Source organism: Streptomyces sp. NPDC107654 (genome assembly GCF_055639035.1).
Map to the genome: position 1 here is coordinate 133,116 of NZ_JBVKBI010000010.1, position 24,084 is coordinate 157,199.

The 24,084-nt window shown below is 70.8% G+C and carries 21 protein-coding genes; 9 read left to right on the top strand and 12 right to left on the bottom strand.

All coding sequences use genetic code 11. The features are described from left to right. Positions 1–109: 109 nt before the first annotated feature. Positions 110–1,480, top strand: a complete 1,371-nt coding sequence (locus tag ACZ7N4_RS19710; RefSeq protein WP_471359602.1) for a hypothetical protein — start codon at positions 110–112, stop codon at positions 1,478–1,480. A gap of 8 nt (positions 1,481–1,488) precedes the next feature. Here ACZ7N4_RS19710 and ACZ7N4_RS19715 read toward each other — a convergent pair whose 3' ends face one another. From ACZ7N4_RS19715 to ACZ7N4_RS19725, 3 genes are all read right to left on the bottom strand, one after another. Further along, on the bottom strand, positions 1,489–1,722 hold the full coding sequence (locus ACZ7N4_RS19715) for a hypothetical protein (protein WP_471359603.1): 234 nt from the start codon (positions 1,720–1,722) through the stop codon (positions 1,489–1,491). A gap of 142 nt (positions 1,723–1,864) precedes the next feature. Further along, positions 1,865–2,107, bottom strand: a complete 243-nt coding sequence (locus ACZ7N4_RS19720; protein WP_471359604.1) for a DUF397 domain-containing protein — start codon at positions 2,105–2,107, stop codon at positions 1,865–1,867. Next, entirely contained in the window at positions 2,104–2,925 is an 822-nt protein-coding gene (locus tag ACZ7N4_RS19725; RefSeq protein ID WP_471359605.1) for a helix-turn-helix domain-containing protein, read from the bottom strand. Before ACZ7N4_RS19725 ends, ACZ7N4_RS19720 begins: the two co-directional genes overlap by 4 nt. 112 nt (positions 2,926–3,037) lie before the next feature. Between ACZ7N4_RS19725 and ACZ7N4_RS19730 the strand changes: the two genes are divergently transcribed. Next, positions 3,038–3,475 carry an ATP-binding protein gene (locus tag ACZ7N4_RS19730; RefSeq protein ID WP_471359606.1) on the top strand — a complete coding sequence of 146 codons (438 nt, stop codon included), beginning with the start codon at positions 3,038–3,040 and terminating at the stop codon, positions 3,473–3,475. Positions 3,476–4,232: 757 nt separating this feature from the next. Here ACZ7N4_RS19730 and ACZ7N4_RS19735 read toward each other — a convergent pair. Continuing rightward, positions 4,233–4,862, bottom strand: coding sequence for a YceI family protein (locus ACZ7N4_RS19735; RefSeq protein WP_471359607.1), 630 nt, complete (start codon positions 4,860–4,862; stop codon positions 4,233–4,235). Positions 4,863–5,083: 221 nt separating this feature from the next. Here ACZ7N4_RS19735 and ACZ7N4_RS19740 point away from each other — a divergent pair, with 221 nt between their 5' ends. The 4 genes from ACZ7N4_RS19740 to ACZ7N4_RS19755 all read left to right on the top strand — a co-directional run bounded on the left by ACZ7N4_RS19740 (position 5,084) and on the right by ACZ7N4_RS19755 (position 9,919). Further along, positions 5,084–5,587 carry a hypothetical protein gene (locus ACZ7N4_RS19740; RefSeq protein ID WP_471359608.1) on the top strand — a complete coding sequence of 168 codons (504 nt, stop codon included), beginning with the start codon at positions 5,084–5,086 and terminating at the stop codon, positions 5,585–5,587. A gap of 29 nt (positions 5,588–5,616) precedes the next feature. Further along, positions 5,617–7,920 carry a polysaccharide lyase 8 family protein gene (locus tag ACZ7N4_RS19745; RefSeq protein ID WP_471359609.1) on the top strand — a complete coding sequence of 768 codons (2,304 nt, stop codon included), beginning with the start codon at positions 5,617–5,619 and terminating at the stop codon, positions 7,918–7,920. 154 nt (positions 7,921–8,074) lie between these two features. Then, positions 8,075–9,670 (top strand): acyl-CoA carboxylase subunit beta, encoded by a 1,596-nt coding sequence (locus ACZ7N4_RS19750; RefSeq protein WP_471359610.1) that lies wholly within the window; start codon positions 8,075–8,077, stop codon positions 9,668–9,670. A 57-nt stretch (positions 9,671–9,727) separates the two neighbouring features. Continuing rightward, positions 9,728–9,919 carry an acyl-CoA carboxylase subunit epsilon gene (locus tag ACZ7N4_RS19755; protein ID WP_468189908.1) on the top strand — a complete coding sequence of 64 codons (192 nt, stop codon included), beginning with the start codon at positions 9,728–9,730 and terminating at the stop codon, positions 9,917–9,919. A gap of 270 nt (positions 9,920–10,189) precedes the next feature. On the opposite strand, the gene ACZ7N4_RS19760 is transcribed toward ACZ7N4_RS19755, so the two are convergent. The 8 genes from ACZ7N4_RS19760 to ACZ7N4_RS19795 all read right to left on the bottom strand — a co-directional run bounded on the left by ACZ7N4_RS19760 (position 10,190) and on the right by ACZ7N4_RS19795 (position 20,804). Next, on the bottom strand, positions 10,190–10,771 hold the full coding sequence (locus tag ACZ7N4_RS19760; protein WP_029183992.1) for a GTP-binding protein: 582 nt from the start codon (positions 10,769–10,771) through the stop codon (positions 10,190–10,192). Beyond that, positions 10,752–11,321 carry a DUF742 domain-containing protein gene (locus tag ACZ7N4_RS19765; RefSeq protein WP_471359611.1) on the bottom strand — a complete coding sequence of 190 codons (570 nt, stop codon included), beginning with the start codon at positions 11,319–11,321 and terminating at the stop codon, positions 10,752–10,754. Before ACZ7N4_RS19765 ends, ACZ7N4_RS19760 begins: the two co-directional genes overlap by 20 nt. 94 nt (positions 11,322–11,415) lie before the next feature. Beyond that, positions 11,416–11,829 (bottom strand): roadblock/LC7 domain-containing protein, encoded by a 414-nt coding sequence (locus tag ACZ7N4_RS19770; RefSeq protein ID WP_004983065.1) that lies wholly within the window; start codon positions 11,827–11,829, stop codon positions 11,416–11,418. 10 nt (positions 11,830–11,839) lie between these two features. Continuing rightward, on the bottom strand, positions 11,840–15,073 hold the full coding sequence (locus ACZ7N4_RS19775; RefSeq protein ID WP_471359612.1) for a sensor histidine kinase: 3,234 nt from the start codon (positions 15,071–15,073) through the stop codon (positions 11,840–11,842). 399 nt (positions 15,074–15,472) lie between these two features. Next, complete coding sequence (locus ACZ7N4_RS19780; RefSeq protein WP_471359613.1) at positions 15,473–16,048, bottom strand: GTP-binding protein; 576 nt, start codon at positions 16,046–16,048, stop codon at positions 15,473–15,475. Further along, positions 16,029–16,427 carry a DUF742 domain-containing protein gene (locus ACZ7N4_RS19785; protein ID WP_009190816.1) on the bottom strand — a complete coding sequence of 133 codons (399 nt, stop codon included), beginning with the start codon at positions 16,425–16,427 and terminating at the stop codon, positions 16,029–16,031. Before ACZ7N4_RS19785 ends, ACZ7N4_RS19780 begins: the two co-directional genes overlap by 20 nt. 111 nt (positions 16,428–16,538) lie before the next feature. After that, entirely contained in the window at positions 16,539–16,952 is a 414-nt protein-coding gene (locus ACZ7N4_RS19790) for a roadblock/LC7 domain-containing protein (RefSeq protein WP_030346561.1), read from the bottom strand. Positions 16,953–16,961: 9 nt separating this feature from the next. Further along, the gene (locus tag ACZ7N4_RS19795) at positions 16,962–20,804 is read right to left on the bottom strand and encodes a sensor histidine kinase (RefSeq protein WP_471359614.1); all 3,843 of its coding nucleotides are present in this window, start codon (positions 20,802–20,804) and stop codon (positions 16,962–16,964) included. A 568-nt stretch (positions 20,805–21,372) separates the two neighbouring features. Between ACZ7N4_RS19795 and ACZ7N4_RS19800 the strand changes: the two genes are divergently transcribed. From ACZ7N4_RS19800 to gltX, 3 genes are all read left to right on the top strand, one after another. Continuing rightward, on the top strand, positions 21,373–21,567 hold the full coding sequence (locus tag ACZ7N4_RS19800; RefSeq protein WP_471359615.1) for a hypothetical protein: 195 nt from the start codon (positions 21,373–21,375) through the stop codon (positions 21,565–21,567). A gap of 257 nt (positions 21,568–21,824) precedes the next feature. Continuing rightward, positions 21,825–22,610 carry a fumarylacetoacetate hydrolase family protein gene (locus tag ACZ7N4_RS19805; protein WP_471359616.1) on the top strand — a complete coding sequence of 262 codons (786 nt, stop codon included), beginning with the start codon at positions 21,825–21,827 and terminating at the stop codon, positions 22,608–22,610. After that, complete coding sequence (gene gltX / locus ACZ7N4_RS19810; protein WP_471359617.1) at positions 22,603–24,078, top strand: glutamate--tRNA ligase; 1,476 nt, start codon at positions 22,603–22,605, stop codon at positions 24,076–24,078. The genes ACZ7N4_RS19805 and gltX overlap by 8 nt, the downstream gene beginning before the upstream one ends. Positions 24,079–24,084: the final 6 nt, after the last annotated feature.

Below are 24,084 nucleotides of genomic sequence, written 5' to 3' on the forward strand. Positions count from 1 at the left end.
GGTGGTCCAGAAACGACCGGTTTGGGGACGCTTCGGGTAGCGTCGAAGTATGAAGGGTCGACGTACGAAGGGTCGGCGTATGAATGGTCGACGTGGCAACGATCGGCGTATGGCGGCCGTCCCGCGGACTCGAAGCCTCCCCGCCCTGCTGCTGGCCGCCCTCGCCCTGGCGCTGGCGACCCTCTTCGCGCCCGGGGCGAGCGCGGACACCAGCGTCTCCACGGTCGCCCGCGCCCTGCGCCACAGCCCGGTCTACGTCGACCCGGCGGCCCGCGGCCAGCTGTCCGCCGCGGACGCCGCCGCCCTCGCCGACCGCATCAAGGACGCGGACAGACCCCTGTTCATCGCGGTCCTCCCGGCCGGCTACCCCACCGCCAACCTCTTCTCCGACCTCCGCTCCGCGACCGGCGTCACCGGCCTGTACGGCATCCGCCTCGGCGACCGCTTCGACGCCCGCGCCGACTCCTCCGTCATGTCGTCCACGGCCCGCCAGAACCTGGTCCGCAGCGTCCAGGGCGAGGACGCCAAGGCCCAGCTGGCCGACTTCACCGACCGGGCCCTGGCCAACATGGGCGGCCACGCGCCGCGCAGCTGGGGCGGCTCGGCCGGGGGCGGCGGCATGTCCACCACCGGCCTGATCACCACGGTCGCGGTCCTCGCGGCCGCCGGCGCGGGCGCGTACGCGCTGGTCCGGCGCAGCCGCCGGCGCCGCGAGGACGAGCAGCGGGCCGCCCTGGACCGGCTGCGCGTGGTCGTGGACGAGGACATCACCGCGTTCGGCGAGGAACTCGACCGCCTGGATTTCCACCCCTCGGAACCGGGCGCCGACGACGCGATGCGCGCCGACTACGAGCGCGCCCTGGACGCCTACGAGAACGCCAAGCAGCGCATGGCCGAGGCGAGGAAACCGGAGGACGTCCGGCTCGTCACCGAGGCAGTGGAGGACGGCCGCTTCTCCCTCGCCCAGCTGGCCGCCCGCCGTGAACACCGCCCCCTGCCGGAACGCCGCCCGCCGTGCTTCTTCGACCCCCGCCACGGCCCCTCGGTCTCCGACGCCACCTGGACCCCGCCCGGCGGCACCGCGCGCCAGGTCCCCGTCTGCGCCGCCGACGCCACCCGGCTGGCCGACGGCCGCGACCCCGTGATCCGCGAGGTCGACACGGACTACGGCCGTCGCCCCTACTGGGACGCGGGCCCCGCCTACGGCCCCTGGGCAGGCGGTTACTTCGGCGGCGGCCTCCTCCCCGGCCTCCTCGTCGGCACGATGCTGGGCGGGATGATGGCGACGCCCACGTACGCCGCCGACTACGGCACCGGGTACGGCGACTTCGGAGGCGGGGACGGCTTCGGGGGCGGTTACGAAGGCGGCGACGTCTCCGGGACGGACTTCGACGCCGGGGACTTCGGGGGCGGGTTCGGGGACGGGGGAGGGTTCGACGGGGGCGGCGGCGGGGGAGGGGACTTCGGCGGGAGCTTCTGAAGACCTGATCAGCGCGCGTGACGCCGGACGACCTTCCGCCGGGTGGCGTACCGCTCACCGGCGGCATGCCACCAGCCCGGCGGCGAGGGCCCGACGACGACCGACGCCGGTTGACCGGGATGCAGCCCCAGCCGCCACAGGGCACCGGCCTCGACACTCACACCGAGCGTGCCGCGCCAGTGCCCGTCGTCGCCGACCCGGCACATCAGGTCGATCCGCACCTCGTCCTCGGCGAACGGCATCCAGTCGACGCCGCGCTCACGCAGTCAACCGAGGAGCACATGGATCGGGTTGGGGCGCCCGGGCACGTTCTCGTACGAGGTGATGTGGATCCACTCGGGTGCGGGTGCCGTTTCGGAGGCGGGTTCGGAGTCGGGTGCGGTGTCAGCGGGCCAGGCCGTCAAGGAACTCGCTCCAGGTGGTGGGGGAGAGGGTGAGGATGGGGCCGGTGGTGTTCTTGGAGTCGCGGATGTGGATGGCGGTGGGGTGGGAGGCTACTTCGACGCAGTTGCCGCCCTCGCTGCCGCTGTAACTGGACTTGTGCCAGGTGTAGGCGAGTTCGAGGCAGTCGCCGCCCTGGCTGCCGCTGTAGCTGGACTTGAACCATGCGAGTGCTGCGGTGTTCATGACTCTCCTAGCAGTCCCTTCAGGCGGCGCTCGCTCTCTTCGCAGGAGAGCGCCTGTGACCGCAGCATCCCATACTTGTGGTAATAGTCGCTGACCTCATCTGGGTCATCTACGAGGAAGCTCGCGCGCTGAACTTCCAGGTAGACGAGCCGTTCATGCTCCGGCGTCTCCAGGAGCACCATGGGTCCGTCGAGCGCGGCGTGAGGCGTCTGTTCCATGGGCATGAGCTGGAAGCTCATGTGAACCGGTCGGGTGTACTCCAGGATCTGCCGGAACTGCTCACGCATGACATCCGGGCTGCCGACCGCTCGCCGCAGGATGCTCTCCTCAAGGATGAAGTGACCCAGGGGAGGCTTCTCCCGCTGCCAAACCAACTGCCGTTCCATACGGGCGTTCACCCACTGCTCGGCGGTCTCACTTCCGAGCGCCGGATAGCGACAGTCGAATACAGCGCGGCAGTAGTCCTTGGTCTGAAGGAGCCCCGGAACGAGCAAGCTCTCGTACGACAGCAGGCTCACCGCCTCCTGCTCATGATCGATGAGCCCCTGCGCGAACTGCACGATCCGGTCCCGCACCGGCAGCTTGGCCACCACCACCGCCAACGCACCGCCGGTGTCGAGGAGCTCGTCGAACTGCTCGGCGCGATCCGGCTGGAGGGCTAACCTCCCCTGCTCGACCGACCTCACCGTGTCGACGGAGAGGCTGGCCCTCTCCGCGAACTGTTCCTGCGTGAGACGGGCCTTCCGCCTGAAGTGCGCCACGAGCGCACCGACCGCGTACCACGAACCGACCTTCTTGGGCCTCGCTGCCTCGTGCATGGCCGTTCCCTTCCCCCGTACGCACGCCGAGCTCTCGTAGTGGACTCGTAGGAATGAGGACTACGACTTCACTCACTGACCCAGTGTAGTGACGCACAGTGACACTCGCTGCATGAACGCAGAACCCCAACACCCCCATATGCGCCAGGCGTTCTACCGCCGGGACCGCAGGTCGGTACCGCTCGCACGGGAGTTCGTGCGCGGAACGCTGACGGAGTGGACCGTCGCCGAACGCGGCGACGACGTACTGCTCTGCGTGAGCGAGCTGGCGACCAACGCCCTCCTCCACGGGGTCCCCGCCGGCCGGGGCTTCCTGCTCCGGCTGGAGTTGCACCGCGAGGGTGCATTGCGCGTGGAGGTGCACGACAGCGGCCCGGGCGAGGTCCGCGCCCCGGAGGCGTCCCCGGACTCGGAGCACGGCCGGGGTCTGCTCCTCGTCGCGGCCCTCGCCGACAAGTGGGGCGTGGGGGAGCGGAACCCCGGCAAGATCGTGTGGTGCGAGTTCGCGGTGCGGGGTGGCGAGGCGGCCGTCCCGGGTCGGCCGAGGTGACTGTCTGCCGACGACGTGGCTGTGGGGCCGCCCGCTTCTTCTCTCAGTGTCGGGCTTCCGCGAGGTGAGCCAAGGGCGCTCCAACCCGGGGAAGAAGCGAGCGGGCAGCCCGGGGAAAGTGGCCGGCTCAGGCCCGCCACCCCCTTGGGTCGGCTGCGTTCGTGGCGTGGGTAAGGGGGCGCGGGAGCGGATCGCGGGCACGCCGGGTGAGATTGGCGGCTTCCCGTGTGGGTCTGGCGGCGGGTGACCGGCGTGCGCATGCGCGGTGGGTTCGGTGGCGGACAGCTGGTCAAGGGCGGGTCGCACTCCGCCCCCGCGCAGCGGCTGGGGCCCTGCTTCGGCGCCCCATCGGCCCCAGAAGTCACCCGAGGGCGGTAACTGGCGGATTTGGGCCACCTCCGCCGACGGCCCACCCCGCGATACAGCCCTCGCGCTGCTCTCCCTGGCCCAGGTCCGCCAGTCACTTCCCAAGGGGAGCCGAGAGGCGCATGAGACCCCCGTGGCGTTGGCAGAGGCGGGGGTAGGGAGGCCCTCCAGTCCCACCAGGCGCGTGTAAGGCGGAACCGCGTCCTCATCCCACCGACCGCTCGCCGCCAATCCCACCCGGCGTGCCCGCGATCCGCTCCCGCACCCCCTCACCCACGCCACGCACGCAGCCGACCTCGGGGCCCGGTGCCGGGCTGGGCCACCGTCTTTCCGGGCGGCCCCACGGTCACTGGTGAACGCCGCTCGGGGCGGCGCCGGCGGTGCGCACGGCTCAGGCCTGCTTGATGGCCGAGATGTCGAAGACGAGCTTGATCTTGTCCGAGACCAGGACGCCGCCGGTCTCCAGAGCCGCGTTCCAGGTCAGGCCCCACTCCGAGCGCAGGAGCTCGGCCTTGCCCTCGAAGCCGACGCGCTCGTTGCCGAAGGGGTCGGTGGCGGAGCCGTTGAACTCCAGGTCGATGGTGAGCGGCTTGGTGACGCCGAGCAGGGAGAGGTCGCCGGTGATGCGGAAGTCGTCGCCGCCGAGGGCCTCCGCCTTGGTGGAGCGGAACGTCATCGTCGGGAACTCCTCGATCCGGAAGAAGTCGGAGGACTTCAGGTGACCGTCGCGGTCGGCGTTGCCGGTCTCGATGCTCGCCATCTGGACGTCGATCTCGGCGGTGGACTTGGCGGGGTCGGCGCCGTCCAGGTGGAGCGTGCCGGTGAAGTCCTCGAAACCGCCCTTGACGTTCGTGACCATGGCGTGCCGGGCGACGAAGCCGATCGAGCTGTGGGCCGGGTCGATCGTGTAGTCGCCGCTCAGCGCGGTCAGGTCGGGGGTCCGGGCGGCCTGGGGCGCAGAGGTGGGGGCGGTGCCGGCAGGGGCGGCGGTGGTGGTGGTCTTGCGGCCGAAGATGCCCATGACGTGCTCCTGAAGGGGTCTAGTTGAACGTTGAACGACTTACGGCTTCGACGGTAGACCGATTCGGTTCGGATTTCAACTGCACCCGGAGGGTGATTGTCCACGGACGGAGAGTCGTCGTGCGTGCCCCCTGGCGGACACCCCGCCCCCTCGGGCACCATCTGCCTGCACCACCTGCACAGCCGCCCCCAGGAAGCACGGCCCGCCGCAGGAAGGTCCCCATGAAGCCGCTGAAGCCCCGCGCCCTCCTCACCGCGCTCGCCCTCGTCGTCGCCCCCGGTGTCGTCCTCGGGACCGCGACGGACGCCTTCGCCGTCACCAAGATCAGTCACGCCACCGCCACCCGGATGTTCCGTGACGTCGGCATCACCTGGTCGTCCTCCGGCAACTGCTCCGACCGCAACAACTCCACCTGCACCTCCTTCGACCAGCTCAACCTGGCCACCGCCCAGGGCGCCCAGACCCTCAAGCGGGCCGCCGGCTGCGCGCTCAACATCACCGGCGGTACGGAGACCGGCCACGCCTCCGGCACGTACTCCCACTGGAACGGCTACAAGCTCGACTACGGCAAGAGCACGTGCGTGACGTCGTACATCAAGAACAACTTCACCTACATCGGCCTCCGCGGCGACGGCGCCCCGCAGTACAAGTCCGGTTCCGGCAACATCTACGCCGACGAGGGCAACCACTGGGACGTCCTCTACTACAACTGCGGCGGCTGCTGAGCCGGCGGCGGAGGACGGTGACCGGCCCCATGGGCCTGACCCGACGCGCACTGCTGCTGGCCGCCGCCCTCGCCGCCGCCCCGGCGGCCGGCGCCCGGGCGGCCGAGGACGCCTACGACGCGCTGCGCCGCCGGTGGCTCGACATCGCGCTGGGCGCCGGGTACGACCCGGGCGTCGAGCCGTACGCCTCCCGGCTCGCCCAACTAGGGGAGCGGGCGCGGGAGTTCCAGAACGCCATGGTTCCCGCCCCGGCGTCCCTCTGGCCCGGGCACCCCTTCGACCCGCCCTCCGGCATCACCTTCAGCTACGGCCGCCTGTGGACCATGGCCCAGGCCTATGCGCAGCGCGGCACCGGCGGCACGGGTGATCCCCGGCTCCTCGCGGACGTACTGCGCGGGCTCGACCATCTCTCCGCCACCGTCTACAACCCGTCCACCAGCCGCTACGGCAACTGGTGGGAGTGGCAGATCGGCAGCCCCCGGCTGCTGATGGACATCACCGCCGCCCTGTACGAACAGCTCGGCCCCGAGCGGATCGCGGCGGCCTGCGCGGCCGTCGACCACTTCGTGCCGGACGCCGTGCTCGCCGACTACTCCGGCACCTCCACCGGAGCCAACCGCGTCGACCTGTGCCGCTCGGTCGCCCTGCGCGGCATCCTCGGCCGCGACCCGCGGAAGATCTCCCTCGCCCGTGACGCGCTCTCACCGGTCTTTCCCTACGTGACCAAGGGCGACGGGCTCTATGCCGACGGGTCCTTCGTCCAGCACACCTGGGTCGCCTACTCGGGGACGTACGGCCAGGTCCTGCTCGACGGTCTCGGGCGGCTGTTCGCGCTGCTCGCGGGGTCCGAGTGGGAGGTCGCCGACCCGGCGCGGCAACACGTCCTGGACAGCGTCGAGCACGCCTACGCGCCCCTCATCCACGACGGACTGGTGATGGACTGCGTCAACGGGCGTGCCATCAGCCGGGGTTACCTCCGCTCCGACGACCTGCACGTGCTCCGCTCCGACCACTACAACGGGCAGGCCCTGATCGCCGCCATCGCCCTCCTCGCGGGCGGTGCGAGCACGGCGGAGCGGGAGCGCTGGTACGGGCGGATCAAGGGCTGGGTCGAACGGGACACGACCGTACCGGTGCTGACGTCGGGTCAGTTCGGCGTCGCCGATCTCGCGCGGCTGCACGCCGTCGCCGCCTCGCCCGTGCCCTCCGCCCCCGAGCCCCTCGGCCACCGGCTCTTCCCGGCCATGGACCGCGCCGTCCACCGCACCCCCCGCTTCACCGCCGCCCTCGCCATGGCCAGCGACCGCATCGCCCACTACGAGTGCGGCAACGGCGAGAACCCGCGCGGCTGGCACACCGGCTCCGGCATGCTCTCCTGGTGGCCGCGGGGCCGCGGCGACCAGTACACCGACTGGTACTGGCCCACCGTCGACTGGTACCGGCTGCCCGGCACCACCGTGTCCACCCGGCGCCTCCCCGACCGCGCCGGCGGTGAGTGGGGCGCCCCCAAGCCGGACGTCCGCTGGGTCGGCGGGGTGACGGACGGTACGCACGCGGCGGTCGGCCAGCACCTGAAGGGGCTCGGCTCGACCCTGGAGGCCCGCAAGTCGTGGTTCTTCCTCGCCGACGCCGTGGTCTGCCTCGGTGCCGGGATCAGCTGCGCCGACGGTGTCCCGGTCGAGACGGTCGTGGACAACCGGAACCTGGGGGAGGGGGGCGGGCAGGCCTTCGTGCGGACCGCGCGCTGGGCCCATCTGGAGGGGCACGGCGGATGGGTCCTGCCGTACGGCGGCGAGCTGCGCACCCTGCGCGAGGACCGCACCGGCGCCTGGTCCGACATCAACACCACCAGCACCGACGAGCGGCGCACCCGCCGCTGGCAGACGCTCTGGCTCGACCACGGCACCGACCCGGTGGCCGCCCGCTACACCTACGTGCTGCTGCCCGGAGCCACTCGCGCCGAGACCGCGCTGCGGGCCGCCGACCGGAACTGGCTGTCCGTCCTCGCCAACGGCACGGACGCCCAGGCCGTCGCCGTACCCGGCTCGGGGGTGACGGCGTACACCTTCTGGCGGGCCGGTACGGTGGGAGACCTCACCGTCTCGGCCGGCGCGAGCGTGCTCGTCGTCCGCCGGGGGCGTACGGCCACCCTCCACGTGAGCGAGCCGCCCCGCACCGGAGCCCCGCTGGAGCTGGTCTGGGACCATCCGGTACGCGCGGTGGTCCGGGCCGACGACAGCGTGGAGGTCCGTTCGGCGGACCGCCGTCTGAGGCTCCTTGTCACTCCGGGGATGGCATGCTCCACCCATGAATGTGAGGTGGCTCTCAGGTGACGCCTTTGTGGCCCTCCTACAACAGCGTGGCCTTCTGAGCAGTCGGAACGGCTGCATGCCGCCACGGTTCTGTTCACTCGTACCAGGAAAACGGGCCGGAGACTGTACAGAGTCGACGGCTCGCTTTTCTTCGGGTCCTTCGTAAGGTCGCTACATGACCGTTTTGGAAGAGACGACGGGTGAGCCGACCGGCGAGCCGACGGACGCGCGCGGACGGGTCGCCGAACTGCACGAGATCCGTGCCCAGGCCGTGGCGGGCCCGAGCGAGAAGGCGACCGAGGCGCAGCACGCCAAGGGCAAGCTGACGGCACGGGAGCGGATCGAGCTGCTCCTCGACCCCGGGTCCTTCCAGGAGGTCGAGCAGCTGCGCCGGCACCGGGCGACCGGCTTCGGCCTGGAGGCCAAGAAGCCGTACACCGACGGTGTCATCACCGGCTGGGGCACGGTGGAGGGCCGTACGGTCTTCGTCTACGCCCACGACTTCCGGATCTTCGGCGGCGCCCTCGGCGAGGCCCACGCCACCAAGATCCACAAGATCATGGACATGGCCATCGCGGCCGGGGCCCCGCTGGTGTCGCTGAACGACGGCGCCGGCGCCCGTATCCAGGAGGGCGTCTCGGCCCTCGCCGGCTACGGCGGCATCTTCCAGCGCAACACCAAGGCGTCGGGTGTCATCCCGCAGATCTCGGTGATGCTCGGCCCGTGCGCGGGCGGCGCGGCCTACAGCCCCGCCCTCACGGACTTCGTCTTCATGGTCCGCGAGACCTCCCAGATGTTCATCACCGGCCCGGACGTGGTCAAGGCCGTGACGGGCGAGGAGATCACCCAGAACGGTCTCGGCGGCGCCGACGTCCACGCGGAGACCTCCGGCGTCTGCCACTTCGCGTACGACGACGAGGAGACCTGCATCGCCGAGGTGCGCTACCTCCTGTCGCTGCTCCCGCAGAACAACCGCGAGAACCCGCCGCGCGTCGAGTCCTCCGACCCGGTCGACCGCCGCTCCGACGCCCTGCTCGACCTGGTCCCGGCCGACGGCAACCGGCCGTACGACATGGCCAAGGTCATCGAGGAGATCGTCGACGACGGCGAGTACCTGGAGGTCCACGAGCGCTGGGCGCGCAACATCATCTGTGCCCTCGCCCGGCTGGACGGCCAGGTGGTCGGCATCATCGCCAACCAGCCGCAGGTCCTCGCCGGCGTGCTGGACATCGAGGCGTCGGAAAAAGCTGCGCGCTTTGTCCAGATGTGTGACGCTTTCAATATCCCGATCGTCACCTTCCTGGACGTCCCCGGGTTCCTCCCGGGCGTCGACCAGGAGCACGGCGGAATCATCCGTCACGGCGCGAAGCTGCTGTACGCCTACTGCAACGCGACCGTGCCGAGGATCTCGCTCATCCTGCGCAAGGCGTACGGAGGTGCCTACATCGTCATGGACTCCCAGTCGATCGGCGCCGACCTCACCTACGCGTGGCCGACGAACGAGATCGCCGTGATGGGCGCGGAGGGCGCGGCCAACGTCATCTTCCGCCGCCAGATCGCCGACGCCGAGGACCCCGAAGCCATGCGGGCCCGCATGGTCAAGGAGTACAAGTCCGAGCTGATGCACCCCTACTACGCGGCCGAGCGGGGCCTGGTCGACGACGTCATCGACCCCGCCGAGACCCGTGAGGTGCTGGTCAAGTCCCTGGCCATGCTGCACACCAAGCACGCCGACCTGCCCTCCCGCAAGCACGGCAACCCCCCGCAGTAACCCCGCGGACCCGCCGCGGCAATCCCGCGGACCCCTCTCCCCCGGAGACTGACACCCATGAGCACTCCTGACATCCGCGTCGAGAAGGGCCACGCCGAGCCCGAGGAAGTCGCCGCCATCACGGCCATCCTCCTGGCCCGCGCCGCCGCCCGCCCCGAGCCTTCGGCGACCCACCGGATCCGAGCGAAGGCAGGCTGGCGCCGCCTGGAGCGCGAGCCCGGCTTCCGGGCGCCGCACAGCTGGCACTGAGGTTCAGCGCGCATCACCGCGGCCCCGCCGCCCCTTGTGGGTGGCGGGGCCGCGGTGTGTCTCCTCGCACCGCCGCTCCACGCTCCGCTGGAAGCGCAGGCCGGACACGCGCAGGCGCACCAGTCCGGCCGTGTCCCTCCGGCGGTCCTGCTCCCGCCGCCCGCCCCCCCATCGACCACCCCGTCGATCACGTCGGGAGCCAGTGAGGCAGCGGGGTATGACAAAGGGGCCCCCTCCAGCCGGAAAGGGCCCCTCGCAGCAGGCGGGCGGCTAGCGCAGCCGCGCCATCAGGGCGTGCTCCACGAGCGTGATCAGCGCGCTCTTGGCGTCCGCGCGGTGGCGGGCGTCGGTCGTGATGATCGGGGTGTCCGGTCCGATCTGCAGGGCCTCGCGGACCTCGTCCGGGCTGTACGGCTGGTTGCCGTCGAAGCCGTTGAGGGCGATGACGAACGGCAGACCGCTGTTCTCGAAGTAGTCGACCGCGGGGAAGCAGTCGGCGAGGCGCCGGGTGTCGACCAGGACGATCGCGCCGATGGCGCCGCGCACCAGGTCGTCCCACATGAACCAGAAGCGGTCCTGGCCCGGCGTACCGAAGAGGTAGAGGATCAGGTCCTGGTCGAGGGTGATACGGCCGAAGTCCATGGCGACGGTGGTCGTCGTCTTGTCTCCGGTGTGGGTGAGGTCGTCGATGCCGGCCGAAGCGGACGTCATGACGGCCTCTGTGCGCAGCGGGTTGATCTCCGAGACGGCGCCGACGAACGTGGTCTTGCCCACGCCGAAGCCGCCCGCCACCACGATCTTCGCGGAGGTGGTGGAGCGGGAAGGACCGCCGCTAGAGCTTGCGAAGTCCACTGAGCACCCTTTCGAGCAGTGTCACGTCTGGCTGGCCACCGGCGTTCTCGTCGCCGCCGGGCTGATGGATGGCGACCAGGCCCGCCTCCGCCAAGTCGGCGACGAGGATCCTGGCCACGCCGAGGGGGATCGTGAGGAGGGCCGAGATCTCGGCCACTGACTTGATCTCCCGGCAGAGGTTGCAGATCCGCTGATGCTCGGGCAGTTGGCCCTGCATCTGGTGCGGAGCGGCGGTGGTGTGCACCAGCGCCTCGATGGCGAGCTGGTAGCGCGGGCGGGTCCGGCCGCCGGTCATGGCGTACGGACGCACCAGGGGGTTGTTGGACGCCGAGGCGGGGGCCGGCTCCGGTCGGCGCTGCGGCTGGACCGGCTGGATGCGCGGGGCCGGCGGCTGGTCGTACGGCGACGGGCCGGGGCCCTGCGGGGCGTACGGCTGCCGGCGGGCGGGGGTGGAGGGGAAGTTGTACCGGTTCGCCGAACCGTCGCCCTGACCCTGGCCAGGGCCGTACGACCAGTTACCCGAAGACGAACCGCCTGGGGGTGTTGCCACTTTCTCCTCCTCCGACTGCGCCGGGCACCCATCCGTGTGGAGCCGCGTCCCGAAACCTTACGGCCCCGGGACGCGAATACGCACCGTACGTTAATTAGTTGAGAAGGCTTCCCTGGAGCTCCGCACGGAGATCCGGGGTGAGGACCGTGCCCGCTCGGTCCACCAGAAGGGCCATCTCGTACCCGATGAGGCCGATGTCCGCCTCCGGGTGGGCCAGCACAGCGAGTGAGGAACCGTCGGAGATGGACATGATGAAGAGGAATCCCCGCTCCATCTCCACAACCGTCTGATTCACGCTTCCCCCCTCGAAGATCCGGGAGGCGCCTGCCGTCAGAGACGTCAGACCGGAGGCGACGGCCGCGAGCTGGTCGGCGCGGTCGCGGGGGAAGCCTTCGGACATCGCCAGAAGGAGTCCGTCGGCGGAGACCACCACCGTGTGGGACACCCCCGGGGTGTTGTCCACGAAGTTGGTGATCAACCAGTTCAGGTTCTGTGCCGCCTGGCTCATCGGGCTCACACTAACGCTCCTGGTTGTAGGTGCTGTCAGGACCGAAGCCCTGGCCGTTCGTTTCACTGCCTGCGCTGCGTCCGCGCTGGACGCCCCGGCGCAGGTTGCTCAGCCTGCCCCGGACGTCCTCCGGGGCGCGGGAGACCTGCGGGCCTCCCTGGGGGGTGGTCTCGGCGGCACCCTCGACCAGGTTGGCCTTGGGAACCCGCCGCGGCAGACCGGAGGCGGTGACCCCGCCTGCCTTGGGCTTCCGGAGCTGCGCGGCCTGCTGCCACCGCTCGTCGTTCGCCGAACGCCAGCTGCTGTCGCCGCTCGCCCCCGGCGCGTTGCCCGGTGCGGGAGCCGGCGCTTCCTGCTGCGCACGCGCCGTGCCGTTCGGGGAACCGGCGCCGTGGGAGCCGCTCGCGGGGGACCCGCGGCGGGGCAGCCCGGCGTCGGTCAGCGCGTGTGCGGCGGGGGAGGCCGTTCCCGGACGGTCGAAGCCTACGCCGTTCCGCTCACTCGCGTCAGCGGCCTGCGGGGATTCCGCTTCCGGAGCGTACTGGGCGGGATAGCCGTTCTGGTAGCCGTCCTGCTGGGGCCAGTCGTCCTGATAGGACGGCTCCTGGGCAGGCTCCGCATACGGGGACGAGGGCTCCGGGTAGCCGCCGTGGCCCAGGTAGCCGTCGGACTGCGGCTGCTCGCCGTTCGACGCGTAGTACTGCCCGTCGTACTGCTGCCGCTCGTACGAGGCGTGCTGCTGCTCCTCGTACGCGGGCGTCTCGTACGCCTGCCGGTGCTGCTCCTCGTACTGCTGCCGGGGCTGCTCCTCGTACTGCTGCCGGGGCTGCTCCTGGTACGACGGCGTCTCGTACGTCTGCTGGTGCTGCTCCTCGTACGCCTGCTGCTCGGCGGCCTGCGGGCCGTGGGCCTGGGCCTCCAGGGCGGCGCGGCGCTCCTCGCGCATCAGGGAGCGGCCGACGGGGTCCAGGTCACGGATGTCGTCGGGGACCTCCGTGTACTGGCTGTCGTCGAAGCCGAGTTCGGCGGCGGTGCGCATCGGCTGCACCTGACCGAAGTCCTCACCCCGGAACTGCTGCTCCGGAATGATCTGCGAGACGGTGAACTCCTCGCGGTCCAGCGGGGCCTCGCCACCACCGCCGTGCGTGATCGCGTCCGGCAGCATGACCAGGGAGGTCGTACCGGCCTGCTCGCCGGAGGGGCGCAGCTGGACCCGGATGCCGTGCCGGTCGGACAGCCGGCCGACCACGAACAGGCCCATGCGCTGCGAGATCGCGGCGTCCACGGTCGGCGGGTTGGCCAGCTTGTGGTTGATGTCCGCGAAGTCCTCGGCGGTCAGGCCGATGCCCTTGTCGTGGATCTCGATCATGACGCGGCCGTCGGGCAGACGGGTCGCGGTGACGCGGACCTTGGTCTGCGGGGAGGAGAACGTGGTGGCGTTCTCCAGCAGCTCGGCCAGCAGGTGCACGAGGTCGGTGACCGCGCGGCCGTGGATCTCGGCCTCCGGGACGCCGGACAGCTCGATGCGCTCGTACTGCTCCACCTCGGAGGAGGCGGCGCGCAGCACGTCGACCAGCGGGACCGGCTGGTCCCAGCGGCGGCCGGGCTCCTCGCCGGCGAGGACCAGCAGGTTCTCGCCGTTGCGGCGCATACGGGTGGCCAGGTGGTCCAGCTTGAAGAGGTTCTCCAGCTGGTCCGGGTCGGCCTCGTTGTTCTCCAGGTCGGTGATCAGGGTCAGCTGGCCCTCGATCAGCGACTGGTTGCGGCGCGAGAGGTTGGTGAAGATCGCGTTGATGTTGCCCCGCAGCAGCGCCTGCTCGGAGGCGAGCCGGACCGCCTCGCGGTGGACCTGGTCGAAGGCGCGGGCGACCTCGCCGATCTCGTCCTTGGTGGTGATCGGGATCGGCGCGACCCGGGTGTCGACCCGGCCGGGGTCGGTACGGGACAGCTGGTCGACCAGCATCGGCAGCCGCTGCTCGGCGATGCCGAAGGCGGCGTTGCGCAGCTGGCGCATCGCCCGGCTCATCTGGCGGGCGACCAGACCGGCCAGGATGAACGCGGCCAGCAGGGCGATCACGACGACCGCACCGGTGATGAACGCCGAGGTCTTGGCGTCGTCGGCGATGCTCGACGCCTCGCTCACCGCCTTGTCGGCCATGTCCGACTCGATCTGGCGGTACGCCTTGTACTTCAGCGTGTTGACCGCCCACCAGTTCTCGGCGGTGAGTCCGTTCGCCGCCAGCTGCTCACGGGTGAGCGCGCTGGTGTCCTTCATGTTGGCGACCAGGCCCACCATCCTGACCGGGTCGGACGGCGGCGGGACGAACTTCGGGTTGCTCGCCTTGGCCTTCGCGGCCATGCCGGCGGCATCCGACTTGACCTGGGTCTCGGCGTTCGTCAGCTTCTGCGCGTCGGCCTCGGTGCCACCGCCGATGTACTCCTCCCGGGCGATGCGCTCCAGGTAGGCGTACGAGCCGAGGGAGGTCCGCTGCGTCGTCAGGTTCGGGTCGTCCGGACCGGGCTTGACCAGCAGGTGGGTGCCGATCGACCGCTCCAGCGAGAGCGCCGCCTTGGTCAGCGAGATGGCGTAGACGGTACGGCCGTAGGAGGTGATGTTGCCGGTGCCCAGACCGAGCTCGTTGGCGAACTCCATCAGGGGGTGGCTGATGTCGACGTAGCCCTCTTCGGTCTGCACGCCGATCTTCTTGGAGGTGTACGCGGTCTGGCGCAGCTCGACCAGGCGCGGCTCGACCTCGTGGAAGAGCTTCAGCCGGCGTTCGAGGCCCGCGTCGGACGGCATGCTCCGCGTCGCCTCCTTGAAGGCGGCGGCGGCCTGGTCCGTGGCCTTGCGGGCGTCCGCGACCGTCTGCTTGCTGGTCGCGTCCTTCTTCTTCAGCAGCAGCGGCGCCGCGGTGACGTCACGCTCGCTCTCCAGCGCGTCGGCGTAGGTGAGGGCGGCACGCACCAGACGGGCGGTGTTCTCGGCGTCGCGGGCTTCCTGCCAGGTGTCGATCGAGCTCTTCACCTGGAAGCCGCCCATGACGAGACCCACCGCCACGGGTATGAGCAGGATCGCGTTCAGCCGGGTGGGCACCCGCCAGTTCCGCGGGGAGAGACGGCCGCCGCTGGACGCGGGAGTGGCCGCCGGTTCCGCTCCGGGAACGGGGGTGGGCGCCGCAGCGCGCGGCGGCGGGGTGAAGTTGCCCCGCGCCGACGGCTCGGGACCGTTCTTGCTTCGCCTCACTCGACCAACAACCTCTCGGCGGTCGGCACCTACGTCGTGCCGCAGTCTCTCAGAGCCCGGTTCGCCATCGACCACCAGTGCGTACGCGGTACGCCCTCAGTACGTCGTCGACCATTGGGCAGTTCAGGCATTCCAGCACGTGGACCAGCGCGATTCCAAACAGCGGAAACCGGCAGAGCGCGCACTTGTAAGGGCCAGATAAAACGGTCATAAAGAGCGAGCCCCGCCAAAAGGCGGGGCCTTTGTGCGCACAGCGGTACCGCGCGACCGCGTCGCGTGGTGGCGTCGGGCGATTCCTCTGCCGAACTGTTATGAACACCGGAGCCGACCGTGTCAAAGGCCACAGTCGGCTCCCGAATCCTTTACGACAACTGCCGTAAGAGACGTCGTACTTGGGTGCTACTTCAGCCGTGCCATCAGGGCGTGCTCCACGAGCGTGATCAGCGCGCTCTTGGCGTCCGCGCGGTGGCGGGCGTCGGTCGTGATGATCGGGGTGTCCGGTCCGATCTGCAGGGCCTCGCGGACCTCGTCCGGGCTGTACGGCTGGTTGCCGTCGAAGCCGTTGAGGGCGATGACGAACGGCAGGCCGCTGTTCTCGAAGTAGTCGACCGCGGGGAAGCAGTCGGCCAGGCGCCGGGTGTCCACGAGCACCACCGCGCCGATGGCGCCGCGCACCAGGTCGTCCCACATGAACCAGAAGCGGTCCTGGCCCGGCGTACCGAAGAGGTAGAGGATCAGGTCCTGGTCGAGGGTGATACGGCCGAAGTCCATGGCCACCGTGGTGGTGGTCTTGTCCCCGGTGTGGGTGAGGTCGTCGATGCCGGCCGAAGCGGACGTCATGACGGCCTCTGTGCGCAGCGGGTTGATCTCCGAGACGGCGCCGACGAACGTGGTCTTGCCCACGCCGAAGCCGCCCGCCACCACGATCTTCGCGGAGGTGGTGGCCCGGCCCGCGTCAGAGCTTGCGAAGTCCACTGAGCACCCTTTCGAGCAGCGTCACATCCGGAGCGCCGCCGTTGTTCTCGTCGCCACCAGGCTGGTGGATGGCGACCAGGCCGGCCTCGGCGAGGTCGGCCACCAGGATCCGGGCCACACCGAGCGGCATGGCCAGCAGAGCCGAGACCTCCGCGACCGACTTGACCTCGCGGCACAGGTGGCAGATGCGCTGGTGCTCGGGAAGCAGCCCCATGAGCGCTGCCGGGTCGGCCGTGGTGCTGATCAGCGCCTCGATGGCGAGCTGGTAGCGGGGCCTGGTCCGGCCGCCGGTCATGGCGTAGGGCCTCACCAGCGGCTGGTCGCCCTCGTCCCCGTACGGCTCCGCGTACGGATCATGATGGGCGGTGGGCGGGGTCATGAATCCTCCGGGCGGGACAGCAAGTCGGTCAGTCAAGCCGTCTGACGGGGCCGGTGGGGGGATTGTGGCGGCCGGACGGTGTTTTCGTGAGGTGGGTGGTGCCGGGGGCGGTCAGTGGAGCAGACTGCCCTGGAGTTCGGCGCGCAGGTCCGGGGTGAGTACCGCCCCCGCGCGGTCGACGAGCAGTGCCATCTCGTAGCCGACGAGACCGATGTCCGCATCGGGGTGGGCCAGTACCGCGAGGGACGACCCGTCCGAGATGGACATCAGGAAGAGGAAGCCGCGCTCCATCTCGACGACCGTCTGCGCCACCGTGCCGCCCTCGAAGATCCGGGACGCCCCGGCCGTCAGGGAGGTCAGTCCGGACGCGACGGCCGCCAGCTGGTCGGCGCGGTCCCGCGGGAAACCTTCGGACATCGCCAGCAGAAGGCCGTCGGCGGAGACCACCACGGTGTGGGACACCCCGGGGGTGTTGTCCACAAAGTTGGTGATCAACCAGTTCAGGTTCTGTGCCGCCTGGCTCATCGGACTCAACTAACGCTCCTGCTGGTGAGTGGGGCTCGGGAAGCTGCCGGTCTGGCCGCTGCCGGCCTGACGGCCCTGAGCGATGCCCCGACGGAGATTGGTCAGCCGTCCGCGCACGTCGTCAGGCGCACGCGAGACCTGCGGACCGGCTTGGTTCTGTTGCTGCTGGGCGGTGCCGGGCACGAGGTTGGCCCGGGGCACCCGGCGCGGCAGGCCGGAGGTGGTGACCCCGCCCGCCGCGGGCTGCCGGACGCGCTCCGCCTGCCGGACGAGTTCGTCGTTCGGCGAGGTGCGCCAGGAGCCGGTGTTGGTCGACGCGGACCGCTGCGGAGCGGCCGGCGCGGGCGCCTGCTGCTGCGGCTGCTGCTGCGGTGCCGGCGCGCCCTCCTGCTGCTGACCGTGGAACCAGTTGGTCTCCAGGGTGTCGTACAGCGGGGTGCGGCCGTCACCCGGACCGCTGGCCGGAGGCAGGGCCTCCGGCTGCCGGCGGGCCGGACGCTGCTGCTGCGGCGCCTGCGGGCGCGGGGCGCCGAAGTCGTCGCGGGCGGGCGGCTGCGGACGCTCGAACTGACCGGTGTGACCGGGGTCCTGGCGGCCGGGCAGGGCGTGCTGCCCGGTGGAGCCGCTGTCGTAACCGCCGTTGTACCCGTTGTCGTCGTACGCCTGCGGGGCCTGCGGGGCCGGGAACTGGCCCGTGTTCCGGTCGCCGCCGTCCTGCCGTCCGGGCGCCTGCGTGCCGTACACGTCGGAGCGGACGAAGGAGCCGGTGTCCTGCTGGCCGCCGGGGACGTCGTAGCCGCCCTGCTGCTGGGCGAGGTCGGGGTGCGCGAACTGGCCGGTCTGCCGGGCGTTGTCCGGGTGCGCGAACTGGCCGGTCTGCCGGGCGTCGTCGGGGCGCGCGAACTGGCCCGTGTGCTGGGCGTTGTCCGGGCGGGCGAACTGGCCCGTGTGCGAGGCGCCGTTCAGCTCGGCGCGCGGGAACTCGCCGGTCGCGGCCGGTCCCTGGGCATCGATCCGGGGCATCTCCGCGGTCGAGCCCGGACCCTGCCGGTCGTCCACGCGCGGCATGTGCGCGGTCCGCGCCGGGTCCTGCTCGTCGTGGCCGCGCGGGGTGTCCAGCGAGGCGCGCGACAGCGGGGCCTGGGCGTCGCTCCACTCCGGGGTGCGGGACTGCGGGTCACCACCGGGCAGCTCGGCCCGCGGGCCGCCGCGCGGCGGCAGCTGGGGCTGGCGGCCCTGGTCCGCGGAGGCACCGGGTCGCTTGGCGCCGCGACCGCGACCGCCGAAGGCGTCCTGCTGCGGCCCGCCCGGCTGGGCGGCCTGCAGGCCCTGCGGGGCGCCGGGCGCCTGGGCGCCGAAACCGGCCGGTGCGGGACGGTTCTGCTGGAGGCCGCCGAGGCCGCCGGGACCGCCCTGCGGGCCGCGCGCTCCGCCCGGCGCACCGGGACGGCCGCCCTGGCCCGCGCCGGGCAGCGCGGCCCGGGGGCCCTGGCCGGAGCCGACCTGGCCGCGCGGACCCGGACCGGAACCGAGCAGACCGCCGCCGGCCGGACCGGAGCCACCGCCGTTGTTGCCGTTCTGCCGCCTGGCCGCGGCCGCACCGGCGGCGGCCTGCGCGGCGGCGGGGCCACCGGTGGACATGGGCGCGCCGGGCTTGCCCGGAGCGGGCTTCTTGCCGCCCTGGGCGACGTCGACGGGCAGCATGACCAGCGCGGTCGTACCACCGGAGTCGGACGGGCGGAGCTGGATGCGGATGCCATGCCGCTGCGACAGACGGCCGACCACGAAGAGGCCCATGCGGCGGGAGACGGAGACGTCCACGGTGGGCGGCGAGGCGAGCCGCTCGTTGATCGCCGCGAGGTCCTCGGGGGAGAGGCCGATACCGGTGTCGTGGATCTCGATCAGCACCCGGCCGTCGGGCAGCGCGTGACCGGTGACCTTGACCTTGGTCTGCGGGGAGGAGAACGAGGTGGCGTTCTCCAGCAGCTCGGCGAGCAGGTGCACGAGGTCGTTGACGACCCGGCCGGCGACCTCGGTGGTGGGCACGGCGGCCAGCTCGATGCGCTCGTACTGCTCCACCTCGGACGCGGCGGCGCGGAGCACGTCGACCAGCGGGACCGGGCGGGTCCAGCGGCGGCCGGGCTCTTCACCGGCGAGAACGAGGAGGTTCTCACCGTTACGGCGCATACGGGTGGCGAGGTGGTCGAGCTTGAACAGCGAGGACAGCTGGTCCGGGTCGGCCTCGCGGGACTCCAGCTCGGAGATCAGCGACAGCTGGCGCTGGATCAGACCCTGGGAGCGGCGCGAGAGGTTGGTGAACATCGCGTTGACGTTGCCCCGCAGCAGGGCCTGCTCGGCGGCGAGGCGGACCGCCTCGCGGTGCACGTCGTCGAAGGCCGCGGCCACCTGGCCGATCTCGTCCCGGGAGTGCACACCGACCGACTCCACGGAGGTGTCGACGTCCTGCGGGTCCGACTCCGACAGCTGCTTGACCAGCTCGGGCAGACGGTCCTGGGCGACCTTGGTCGCGGTCTCCTGGAGGCGGCGCAGCGAGCGGATCATGGACCGCGCCACGACGAAGGCGCCGACCAGCGACACACCGAGCACGAGGAGGATCAGCGCACCGGAGATGATGGCGTCGCGCTGCGTCTCGCTCTTCAGCTCGCGCGCCTTCTGCTCCATCTCCTCGAGCAGCGTGCGCTCGATCTTCTTCATCTGCTCGATCTTCGTCGAGCTGTCGTCCATCCAGTCCTTGTACGACCGCGCGGGCAGCTGCTGCAGGCCGTCCGGGGAGTCGAAGGAGCGCTTGGCGTAGGTGTCCGCCGTCTGGATCGTCGCGTTGTTCTCGGTGATCGGCTTGAGCAGGTCCTCGGCGTCGTGGTTGGCGTAGATCTTGCGGAAGATCGCCAGCTCGGAGCCTTCGCTCTCGTACGCCGACTGGCCGTAGAGGCGGTCGTTCTCGGAGAGGTCGCCCTTGGTGTCCGTGGTCGCGGGCAGGGCGGCGGCGATCAGGGCGCGCTGCTCGGAGGCGTACTCCTTGGCGGTGGAGAAGGCCGCCAGGGCACGGGTCCGGGAGATCATCTCCGGGTTGCTGGACGCCTCGGCCATGTCCTGGGAGAGGCCGATCAGCTGGGTGATGAGCCGGTGGTACGACTCGACCGTCTGGGTCGAGTTGTCCTTCGACGTGTACGCGGACTTGCGGATCTTGGCCAGGTCGTCGAGCTGGTTGGCGAGACCGACCAGCGCGTCGCGGACGCCCTGGAGGTTGCCGTCCTTGCTGGCCGTGTCGATCTGCTCGGAGGCGTCGAGGAAGTTCTCGCGGGCCCGGTCGGTCTTCTCCTGGTAGCCCTTGATCGTGTAGTCGCTGGCCTTCAGGCCGTGCGCCATCGGGCCGGCCGACTGGTCGCGCTCGTCCTGGAGCGCGTGGGCCAGCTCGGTGGCCTGCTTGGTCATGTCCGTCAGCAGCTTCATGTTGTCGAGCTGCTGGATGTCGTCCATGTTCTCGTTGATGCGCAGCGCGCCCAGCGAGGTCGCCGCGACCACGGGCAGCGCGAGCAGCGACACCAGACGGGTGGAGATGCGCCAGTTGCGCAGCGCCAGCCGCGAACCGGTGCTGGCCGGGCCCTGCGAGGGCTTCACCGTGGGGGTGGGGTTGCCCGAGGGCGCCGCGGTCGTGGAGGCCGTCGCACCGGACGCGCCGGGACGGCCGCCGCGCTCACCGCCGTCTCCGGCCGGGGCCTGGCCCGGGTTCTGGGCGTGCTGGGGCGAGGAGCTGACGGCCATGGGGCCAGTCCCGCCGTGCGGCTCCGGCTCCGCCGAAGCGCTGCCATCCCTCTTGAAACGTCCCTGCACTAGCGTCGCAACCTCTGGACCAGGCGCCCCTCCGCGCGAACGGAGGGACACGGTGTCGGCGTCGTGGAGAGCGCCCTGAATACGCCCCCCGTGGTCTGGAGTGACCGGCGCTGGTTCCCCCCTATCTCGCCGCCACTCGGCGCTGCGTCGCGCCCCCTGCGCCGGCTCGATCCTGCGGCGGTCCGTGGAATTCCAGCACAGTGCAGGATCTCCAACAAGGGCAGTGCGCCGAGCTGTGACCTCCGTGACGGGGCGTGAGGGGTGGATTACCGGCCGTCTAACCGGTTCCGGGGCATAACGGGCACATCTCTGCGAGTCGTCGCTCGGTGCCCCGTGTCCCAGTCGACATGATCAGGAGCGGAATGGTGGCTTCAGGGAGTCAATGTCCGTTTCTTCAGCGCTGATTGTCGGCCGGAATTGACCGGTTTGCCCGTGAGTTCGTGAGCAAACTCACATGCCTGTCGTGCGCAGTTGGCGACTTGGCCGGGGAACCGGATGTTTAGCCTGACGCTTTACAGGACGTACGACTCTGCCAACCCGCTCGATCAGAGAGCACAGGACGACAACGGTGAAGACGACGATGATGTTCCGCAAGATAGCCAACCCGCGACGCACGACCCTGGCGCACCTGAAGGACGCCGGCGAGCTGCACACGCCCGAGCTGCCGGAACACTCCGCCGACCTCCCCGCCCAGACGGCCAACCCCCGCCGCACCGTCCTCGTGGACGTCCCGGCCGGCGTGGGTGCCGCGGCCGGCGAGTGACCGACGCCCGAAGCGGGCGCGGCCGGGAGGATCACGTGAGCGGTCCTCCCGGCCGCGCCCGTTCCGTTTTCCCCGCGCGTTTCCCCTCGCGGACGGCGCCGGCTCCCGGCGGGCGGCGCGCTCTCCCCACAGGGGGGCGCGATCCCGGTGACCCGCTTCCGACCTGCGGCGATACCCCCAGAAGCGAACAACTTCGCATAGCTCCGATAGCCTGAGGCGTCAGTACGCCGGTTCTCAGTGAGGGGCGCAAGGATCCCGTGCGCATCGCCAGGTTCTCCATCGACGGGAACGTAGCCTTCGGCGCGGTCGAGGGCGACAAGCAGGACGAACTCGTCCTCGACATCATCAAGGGCATCCCGTTCGCGGACTTCGAACTGTCCGGGACGAAGGTGCCGCTCGGCAAGGTCAGGCTGCTCCCGCCGGTGCTCCCCAACAAGGTCGTGGCCTTCGCCCGCACCTACCGCGAGCACGCCCAGGAGCTGGGCAACGCGGTCCCGGAGGCGCCGTTCGCCTTCTTCAAGCCGTCCACCTCCGTGATCGGCCCGGGCGACGAGATCCGGTACCCGTCGTTCAGCGAGGAGCTGCACCACGAGGCCGAGCTGGCCGTCGTCATCGGCCGCATGTGCCGCGAGGTCCCGCGCGAGCGCGTCAAGGACGTGATCTTCGGCTACACCTGCGCCAACGACGTCACCGCCCGCGACGTGCAGAAGCGCGAGAAGCAGTGGGCCCGGGCCAAGGGCTTCGACACCTCCTGCCCGCTCGGCCCCTGGGTGGAGACGGACCTGCCGGTGGAGGCCGCCAACGACCTCACCATCCAGCTCACCGTCAACGGCGAACAGCGCCAGCTGGGCCGCACGAGCGAGATGATCCAGCCCATCGAGGACCTGATCGTCAACATCTCCGAGGCCATGACGCTGCTCCCCGGCGACGTCATCCTCACCGGCACCCCCGCGGGGGTCGGCCCCCTCGGTGTCGGCGACGAGGTCGCCGTCACCATCGAAGGCATCGGCACTCTCACCAACAAGGTTGTCAAGCGTGGCTAGCGCACCCGTACGCGTCCGTTTCTGTCCCTCGCCCACCGGTAACCCCCACGTGGGCCTGGTCCGCACCGCCCTGTTCAACTGGGCGTTCGCCCGGCACCACCAGGGCACCCTGGTGTTCCGCATCGAGGACACCGACGCGGCCCGCGACTCGGAGGAGTCGTACAACCAGCTGCTGGACGCGATGCGCTGGCTCGGCTTCGACTGGGACGAGGGCCCGGAGGTCGGCGGCCCGCACGCGCCGTACCGCCAGTCGCAGCGCATGGACCTCTACAAGGACGTCGCCCAGAAGCTCCTCGACGGCGGCCACGCCTACCACTGCTACTGCTCCCAGGAGGAGCTGGACACCCGCCGCGAGGCCGCCCGCGCCGCCGGGAAGCCCTCCGGCTACGACGGCCACTGCCGCGAGCTGTCCGCCGGGCAGGTCGAGGAGTACCAGGCCCAGGGCCGCACCCCGATCGTCCGCTTCCGGATGCCCGACGAGACGATCACCTTCACCGACCTGGTCCGCGGCGAGCTGACCTTCACGCCGGAGAACGTGCCCGACTACGGCATCGTCCGCGCGAACGGCGCCCCGCTGTACACGCTGGTCAACCCGGTCGACGACGCCCTGATGGAGATCACCCACGTCCTGCGCGGCGAGGACCTGCTCTCCTCCACCCCGCGCCAGATCGCCCTGTACAAGGCGCTGATCGAACTGGGCATCGCGAAGCGGATCCCGCACTTCGGCCACCTGCCGTACGTCATGGGCGAGGGCAACAAGAAGCTCTCCAAGCGCGACCCGCAGTCCTCCCTCAACCTCTACCGGGAGCAGGGCTTCCTGCCCGAGGGCCTGCTCAACTACCTGTCCCTGCTGGGCTGGTCGCTCTCGGCGGACCAGGACATCTTCACGATCGAGGAGATGGTCGCGGCCTTCGACATCTCCGACGTGAACCCCAACCCGGCGCGCTTCGACCTGAAGAAGTGCGAGGCGATCAACGGCGACCACATCCGCATGCTGGAGGTGAAGGAGTTCACCGAGCGCTGCCGTCCGTGGCTGAGGGCCCCGTTCGCCCCGTGGGCGCCGGAGGACTTCGACGAGGCGCGGTGGCAGGCGATCGCCCCGCACGCCCAGACCCGCGTCAAGGTCCTGTCGGAGATCACCGACAACGTCGACTTCCTCTTCCTCCCGGAGCCGGTGTCCGACGAGGCGTCGTGGACGAAGGCCATGAAGGAGGGCAGCGACGCCCTGCTCCGCACCGCCCGGGAGAAGCTGGAGGCGGCCGACTGGACCTCCGCGGAGTCCCTCAAGGAGGCCGTCCTGGCCGCCGGCGAGGCGCACGGCCTGAAGCTCGGCAAGGCCCAGGCCCCGGTCCGCGTGGCCGTCACCGGCCGCACCGTCGGCCTGCCCCTCTTCGAGTCCCTGGAGGTCCTGGGCAAGGAGAGGACGCTGGCCCGCATCGACGCGGCGCTGGCCAGGCTCACCGCGTAGTCATCA